Origin of the sequence: Pseudomonas sp. HMSC057H01 (assembly GCF_001836405.1) — a bacterium.
In the GTDB taxonomy this organism is placed as follows: domain Bacteria; phylum Pseudomonadota; class Gammaproteobacteria; order Pseudomonadales; family Pseudomonadaceae; genus Pseudomonas; species Pseudomonas aeruginosa.
This window is the reverse complement of sequence record NZ_KV828414.1, coordinates 22662-30107: the sequence shown is the minus strand read 5'-3', so window position 1 is coordinate 30107 and position 7446 is coordinate 22662. Positions and strand designations below refer to the sequence as shown.

The 7446-nt window shown below is 69.4% G+C and carries 6 protein-coding genes and 1 pseudogene; 6 read left to right on the top strand and 1 reads right to left on the bottom strand.

The genetic code is table 11. The features are described 5' to 3' along the window. Positions 1–780, top strand: a pseudogene (gene liuD / locus HMPREF2581_RS33480) (methylcrotonyl-CoA carboxylase subunit alpha); the annotation flags it as partial. Positions 781–800: 20 nt separating this feature from the next. Beyond that, positions 801–1703: a bifunctional 3-hydroxy-3-isohexenylglutaryl-CoA lyase/hydroxymethylglutaryl-CoA lyase gene (gene liuE / locus HMPREF2581_RS07425; protein ID WP_003088593.1), complete on the top strand. Its 903-nt coding sequence runs from the start codon at positions 801–803 to the stop codon at positions 1701–1703. A gap of 67 nt (positions 1704–1770) precedes the next feature. Here liuE and HMPREF2581_RS07420 read toward each other — a convergent pair whose 3' ends face one another. Next, positions 1771–2574: an IclR family transcriptional regulator gene (locus tag HMPREF2581_RS07420; RefSeq protein ID WP_003111362.1), complete on the bottom strand. Its 804-nt coding sequence runs from the start codon at positions 2572–2574 to the stop codon at positions 1771–1773. Between the two features lie 160 nt (positions 2575–2734). On the opposite strand from HMPREF2581_RS07420, the gene hmgA reads away from it, so the two are divergent. The 4 genes from hmgA to HMPREF2581_RS07400 all read left to right on the top strand — a co-directional run bounded on the left by hmgA (position 2735) and on the right by HMPREF2581_RS07400 (position 7408). Then, on the top strand, positions 2735–4033 hold the full coding sequence (hmgA, locus tag HMPREF2581_RS07415; protein WP_003088587.1) for a homogentisate 1,2-dioxygenase: 1299 nt from the start codon (positions 2735–2737) through the stop codon (positions 4031–4033). Positions 4034–4037: 4 nt separating this feature from the next. After that, on the top strand, positions 4038–5336 hold the full coding sequence (fahA, locus tag HMPREF2581_RS07410; protein WP_003111363.1) for a fumarylacetoacetase: 1299 nt from the start codon (positions 4038–4040) through the stop codon (positions 5334–5336). Then, the gene (gene maiA, locus HMPREF2581_RS07405; protein WP_003128823.1) at positions 5333–5971 is read left to right on the top strand and encodes a maleylacetoacetate isomerase; all 639 of its coding nucleotides are present in this window, start codon (positions 5333–5335) and stop codon (positions 5969–5971) included. The genes fahA and maiA overlap by 4 nt, the downstream gene beginning before the upstream one ends. Positions 5972–6055: 84 nt before the next feature. Continuing rightward, on the top strand, positions 6056–7408 hold the full coding sequence (locus HMPREF2581_RS07400) for an MFS transporter (protein WP_011666689.1): 1353 nt from the start codon (positions 6056–6058) through the stop codon (positions 7406–7408). Positions 7409–7446 lie beyond the last annotated feature (38 nt).

Here is a 7446-nt window from a genome sequence, read left to right as displayed (position 1 = left end):
ATCGCCTGGGGCGAAACCCGCGAGGAAGCCCGCCAGCGCCTGCTGGCGATGCTGGCGGAAACCTCGGTCGGCGGCCTGCGCACCAACCTGGCATTCCTCCGCCGCATCCTCGCCCATCCGGCGTTCGCCGCCGCCGAACTGGACACCGGTTTCATCGCGCGCCACCAAGACGACCTGCTGCCGGCGCCGCAAGCGCTGCCGGAGCATTTCTGGCAGGCCGCCGCCGAGGCCTGGCTGCAGAGCGAAGCGGGCCACCGTCGCGACGACGACCCGTATTCGCCCTGGAGTCGCAACGACGGCTGGCGCAGCGCCCTGGCGCGGGAGTCCGACCTGATGCTGCGCTGCCGCGACGAACGCCGCTGCGTCCGCCTGCGCCACGCCAGCCCCAGCCAGTATCGCCTCGACGGCGACGACCTGGTCAGCCGGGTGGACGGTGTCACCCGTCGCTCGGCGGCATTGCGCCGCGGACGCCAGTTGTTCCTCGAATGGGAGGGCGAACTGCTGGCCATCGAAGCCGTCGACCCGATCGCCGAGGCCGAGGCCGCCCATGCCCACCAGGGCGGTTTGAGCGCGCCGATGAACGGCAGTATCGTGCGGGTCCTGGTCGAGCCCGGCCAGACGGTCGAAGCCGGCGCCACCCTGGTGGTGCTGGAGGCGATGAAGATGGAGCACAGCATCCGCGCGCCCCACGCCGGGGTAGTGAAGGCGCTGTATTGCAGCGAGGGCGAACTGGTCGAGGAAGGCACGCCGCTGGTGGAGCTGGACGAGAACCAGGCCTGACAGCCAAGACGAGGAACAGCATGAACCTGCCGAAGAAGGTCCGCCTGGTGGAGGTCGGTCCGCGCGACGGACTGCAGAACGAGAAACAGCCGATCGAGGTGGCCGACAAGATCCGTCTGGTCGATGACCTGAGCGCCGCCGGCCTGGACTACATCGAAGTGGGCAGCTTCGTCTCGCCCAAGTGGGTGCCGCAGATGGCCGGCTCGGCCGAGGTATTCGCCGGCATCCGCCAGCGTCCCGGCGTGACCTACGCGGCGCTGGCGCCGAACCTGAAAGGCTTCGAGGCGGCGCTGGAGTCGGGAGTGAAGGAAGTGGCGGTGTTCGCCGCCGCGTCGGAAGCCTTCTCCCAGCGCAACATCAACTGCTCGATCAAGGACAGCCTGGAGCGCTTCGTACCGGTGCTGGAGGCGGCGCGCCAGCACCAGGTGCGGGTGCGCGGCTATATTTCCTGCGTGCTCGGCTGTCCCTACGACGGCGATGTCGATCCGCGCCAGGTCGCCTGGGTCGCCCGCGAACTCCAGCAGATGGGCTGCTACGAAGTGTCCCTGGGCGACACCATCGGCGTCGGCACCGCCGGCGCCACCCGCCGGCTGATCGAGGCGGTGGCCAGCGAGGTTCCCCGCGAGCGCCTCGCCGGGCACTTCCACGACACCTACGGGCAGGCCCTGGCGAACATCTACGCCAGCCTGCTGGAAGGCATCGCGGTATTCGACAGCTCGGTGGCCGGCCTCGGCGGTTGTCCCTACGCCAAGGGCGCCACCGGCAACGTCGCCAGCGAAGACGTCCTCTACCTGCTGAACGGTCTGGAGATCCATACCGGGGTCGACATGCACGCCCTGGTCGACGCCGGCCAGCGCATCTGCGCGGTGCTCGGCAAGAGCAACGGATCGCGAGCGGCGAAGGCGTTGCTGGCCAAGGCCTGAGGAGCGGCGGATAACCGCGGGCGGTTATCCGCCCTACCCGACATCACCCTCAGGCTCGGAGACTGCATCATCCACCCTGGGTGCCGTCATACCCCATCCGCCAACTGATAGCCCGAGTCGTCGCAAGCAGCCGTTCCGCCGCCGGCCCCTGCTCCTCGGCCTGGAAGATGCTCGCCGGGCCGACCACCGTGAGCACCGCCGCCACCCGCCCGCGGGCATCGAACACCGGCGCCGAGAGCGCTTCCACCCCAGGCATCAGCAGCCCATGGATCGCATGCAGGCCGCGCGCGCGGATGCCCTCCAGCAGCACCGCATAGGCCGCCGGGTCGGCCAGCGGATGGTCGGCGCGCCCGGCCAACTCTTCCTCGCGCAGCTCGGCCACCTCGCGTTCCGGCAGGAACGCGGCGAACACCAGGCCGGTGGACGAACCGAGCAGCGGCAGCACCGAGCCGACCTGGGTGACCACCGTCACCGCGCGCACCGCCTGTTCCACCTGTACCACGGTGGCTCCACGGTTGCCCCAGACGGCGAGGAAGCAGGTCTCGTTGAGCACGTCGCGCAGCTCGGCCAGCGGCGCGGCGGCGCTCTTCAGCACGTCCATGCTGTCCAGCGCCGCCAGGCCCACGCGCAGCGCCTCGCGCCCCAGCGAGTAATGATTGGTGGAGGCGTCCTGGACCGCGAAGCCGCTGGCGATCAATGCCTGCAGATAGCGATGGACCTTGCTCGCCGGCATCCCCACATGCTCCGCCAGGCGCGACAGCGAGGTCGCCGGGGAGAGTTCGGCGAGGGCCTTGAGGATATCGGTACCGACTTCGGCGGAGCGGACCTTCTGCTTGCCGGAGGTTTCGGCGGGACTGCTGTTCTTTTCCATGGACGCGGGTTCCTGCGGGCGGGGCCGACGTTATAGCTTGACGCTGCCATCCACTCAAATTACGTTATGCGTAATTGAATTACGATAAAAATAACGCAGCCAGCGTGCCAGGTCCCCGGCGGATCGGCGGCAAGCTGCCCCCACTCCCCGGAGGCCTCAGATGAACCTCGACTCCACTGCCCTCGCCTATCAATCGGGCTTCGGCAACGAATTCAGCAGCGAAGCGCTCCCCGGCGCCCTGCCGGTCGGCCAGAACTCCCCGCAGAAAGCGCCCTACGGCCTGTACGCCGAACTGCTCTCCGGCACCGCCTTCACCATGGCTCGCAGCGAGGCCCGGCGCACCTGGCTATACCGCATCACGCCGTCGGCCAAGCATCCGCCGTTCCGCCGCCTGGAACGACAGATCGCCGGTGCCGAACTGGATGCGCCGACCCCCAACCGCCTGCGCTGGGACCCGCTGGCACTGCCCGAGCAGCCCACCGACTTCCTCGACGGCCTGCTGCGCATGGCCGCCAACGCGCCCGGCGACAAGCCCGCCGGCGTGAGCATCTACCAGTACCTGGCCAACCGCTCGATGGAGCGTTGCTTCTACGACGCCGACGGCGAACTGCTGCTGGTCCCGCAGTTGGGCCGCCTGCGCCTGTGCACCGAACTCGGCGCGCTGCAGGTCGAACCGCTGGAGATCGCGGTGATCCCGCGCGGGATGAAGTTCCGCGTCGAGCTGCTCGACGGCGAGGCACGCGGCTATATCGCCGAGAACCACGGCGCGCCGCTGCGCCTGCCCGACCTCGGCCCGATCGGCAGCAATGGCCTGGCCAATCCGCGCGACTTCCTGGCCCCGGTGGCGCGCTACGAAGACAGCCGCCAGCCGCTGCAACTGGTGCAGAAATACCTCGGCGAGCTGTGGGCCTGCGAGCTTGACCACTCGCCGCTGGACGTGGTCGCCTGGCACGGCAACAACGTGCCCTACAAGTACGACCTGCGCCGCTTCAACACCATCGGCACGGTCAGCTTCGACCACCCGGACCCGTCGATCTTCACCGTGCTGACCTCCCCCACCAGCGTCCATGGCCTGGCCAACATCGACTTCGTGATCTTCCCGCCGCGCTGGATGGTGGCCGAGAACACCTTCCGTCCGCCATGGTTCCACCGCAACCTGATGAACGAGTTCATGGGCCTGATCCAGGGCGCCTATGACGCCAAGGCCGGCGGCTTCGTGCCTGGCGGCGCCTCGCTGCACAGTTGCATGAGCGCCCACGGCCCGGACGCGGAAAGCTGCGACAAGGCCATCGCCGCCGACCTCAAGCCGCACAGGATCGACCAGACCATGGCCTTCATGTTCGAGACCAGCCAGGTCCTCCGGCCGAGCCGTGCCGCCCTCGAGACGCCGGCCCTGCAGAATGACTACGATGCCTGCTGGGCGTCGCTCGTATCCACCTTCAACCCGCAACGGAGATAACCCCATGAACCAGCCAACCCCCACTCGTAGCTGGGTCGCCTCCGCCAATGGGCATGCCGACTTTCCCCTGCAAAACCTGCCGCTGGGCATCTTCAGCCGTGCCGGCCTGAGCCCGCGTTGCGGCGTGGCCATCGGCGACTCGATCCTCGACCTGGACGCGGCGCTGGCCGCCGGGCTGTTCGAGGGGGCCGCCGGCGAAGCCGCCGAAGCCACCCGCGGCGGCGCGCTGAACGCCTTCTTCGCCCTCGGCAAACCGGCCCGCGTGGCGCTGCGCCAGCGCCTGCTGGAGCTGCTCGGCGAAGGCGCCGCGGAGCGCCCGGAGCTGCTCCATGCGGCCGCCGAGTGCCAAATGCACCTACCGGCCAGGATCGGCGACTACACCGACTTCTACGTCGGCATCCGCCATGCCGAGAACGTCGGCAAGCTGTTCCGCCCGGACAACCCGCTGCTGCCCAACTACAAGCACGTGCCCATCGGCTACCACGGCCGCGCCTCGACCGTGCGCGTCTCCGGCAGCGAAGTGCGCCGGCCCAACGGCCAGACCCTGCCGGCCGGCGCCAGCGAGCCGGTGTTCGGTCCCTGTGCGCGTCTGGACTACGAACTGGAGCTAGGCATCTGGATCGGCCAAGGCAACGCCCTCGGCGAAGCCATCCCGGTTTCCCGCGCCGCCGAGCACATCGCCGGCTTCTGTCTGCTCAACGACTGGTCGGCGCGCGACATCCAGGCCTGGGAATACCAGCCGCTCGGCCCGTTCCTGTCGAAGAGCTTCATCACCAGCGTTTCGCCCTGGGTGGTCACCGCCGAAGCCCTGGAGCCGTTCCGCCGCGCCCAGCCAGCGCGCCCCGAAGGCGACCCGCGGCCGCTGCCGTATCTTTACGACGACAACGACCAGGCCCACGGCGCCTTCGACATCGAGCTGGAGGTCCTGCTGCTCACCGAGGGCCTGCGCGAGAAAGGCCTGCCGCCGCAGCGCCTGACCCTGAGCAACAGCCTGAGCATGTACTGGACGGTGGCGCAGATGGTCGCCCACCACAGCGTCAATGGCTGCCAGTTGCAGCCCGGCGACCTGTTCGGCTCCGGCACCCTGTCCGGCGCCGAGCCCGGCCAGTTCGGCTCGCTGCTGGAGATCACCGCTGGCGGCAAGCAGCCGGTGCAACTGGCCTCCGGCGAGACCCGGCGCTTCCTCGAGGACGGCGACGAGGTCATCCTCCGCGCCCGCTGCAAGCGCGAGGGACACGTCTCGATCGGTTTCGGCGAATGTCGCGGCAAAGTGCTCGCGGCCCATCCGGGGGCGCGCGGATGAAGCTCTATACCTACTACCGTTCCACCTCCTCCTACCGGGTGCGCATCGCCCTGGCGCTGAAGGGGCTGGACTACCAGTCGCTGCCGGTCAACCTGGTCCGCGACGGCGGCGAACACCGCCAACCCGCCTACCTGGCGCTCAACCCGCAGGGCCGCGTACCGGCCCTGCAGGTCGACGAGGGCGAGCTGCTGATCCAGTCGCCGGCGATCATCGAGTACCTCGAGGAGCGCTACCCGCACCCCGCCCTGCTCTCCAGCGATCCGCTGCGCCGCGCCCACGAGCGCGGAGTCGCGGCGCTGGTCGGCTGCGACATCCACCCGTTGCACAACGCCAGCGTGCTCAACCTGCTGCGCCAGTGGGGACACGACGAAGAGCAGGTCCGGCAGTGGATCGGCCACTGGGTCGGCCAGGGTCTCGCCGCCGTCGAGCAACTGATCGGCGACCAGGGTTGGTGCTTCGGCGACCGGCCAGGCCTGGCCGACGTCTACCTGGTCCCGCAGCTCTACGCCGCCGAGCGCTTCGGCGTGGCGCTGGACGCCTGGCCACGGATCCGCCGGGTCGCCGACCTGGCCGCCGCCCATCCGGCGTTCCGCCAGGCCCATCCGGCCAACCAGCCGGACACCCCGGCCGCCTGAGGGACCGCAGAGTCCCGCTCCTGAAGATAAAGGGGGGCGTCCGCCGGACGCCCCATCACCAATAAGAACCTCAGGTACCTTGCGATGCACAACCAGATCGCCAGCTTTCGCGCGGCGCTCGACGCGCGCCCCGTGTCCCGCTACCAGTGGCTGTTGCTGCTGCTCCTCGCCCTGTTGCTGGTCACCGATGGCTACGATGCCCAGGTGCTCGGCTACGTGGTGCCGACCCTGGCCCAGGAATGGGGCCTGGACAAGGCCGCGTTCGGCCCGGTGTTCAGCGCCAACCTGTTCGGCCTGACCGTCGGTTCGCTGCTGGTGACGCCGCTGGCGGACCGCTTCGGCATCCGCCGGGTGCTGCTCTGCTGCGTGCTGATCTACGCCAGCCTGACCGTCCTGATGGTCTTCGCCGGTTCCCTGGAAAACCTGATGCTGGCGCGCTTCGTCTGCGGCATCGGAATGGGCGGGGCGATGCCCAGCGCCATGGCGCTGATGGCCGAGTATTCGCCACCGCGCCTGCGTACCCTGATGGTCACCCTGGCGGCCTGCGGTTTCTCCTTCGGCGGCGCCGCCGGCGGTTTCGTCGCCGCCGCCTTCATGGACGGCTTCGGCTGGCAGGCGGTGTTCCTCGCCGGCGGCGTCACCCCGTTGCTGCTGTTCCCCTTCCTCCTCCTGTTCCTCCCGGAGTCGCTGCCGCGCCTGCTCCGCGACGCACCGCCCTATGCCCGCCTGCGCCAGCTCAGCGAGCGTATGGCGCCGGGCTGGCAGCCGCCGCCGGCACAGGCCGACGCCGAGCCGGCGGCGAGCCTGACCGTGCTGGAGCTGTTCCGCCACGGTTACGCGCGGCCGACCCTGCTGCTCTGGGCGACCTTCTTCGTCAGCCTGATCCTGCTCTACTTCATGGTCAGCTGGCTGCCCTCGCTGCTCCAGGAAAGCGGCCTGACACGCAATGCGGCGAACCTGGCGACCTCGATGTTCCTCTTCGCCGGCACCCTCGGCGCGATGCTCCTGGCCTGGCTCGCCGACCGCCTGCGCAGCAAGGTCCGCCTGCTGGCGGCGATTCTCGCCGGCGCCGCGCTGTTCACCCTGCTCCTCGGCCTCAACCACGACCAGCCGCGCTGGCTGCTGGCGTTCGTCTTCGCCGCCGGCTTCTGCATCATCGGCGGGCAGTTGACCCTGAACGCCTTCGCCAGCAACTTCTACCCGGCCCAGGTACGCGCCACCGGCACCGGCTGGGCGCTGGGCGTGGGCCGCTTCGGTTCGATCCTCGGCCCACTGTTCGGCAGCCTGCTGCTGGGCATGCACATATCCGTGGAGAACATCTTCATGCTTGCGGCGATTCCCGCCGGGCTCGCCGCACTACTGATCCTCCAGGTCCGCTCGCCCGCCGCCCAGGCGCAGCGGGAAAGCGCCGCCGCGCTGGCCGTCGAGGAATCCTGAGCCTTCACCGCGAGCGGCTTCCCGGCTACAGTGGCGGG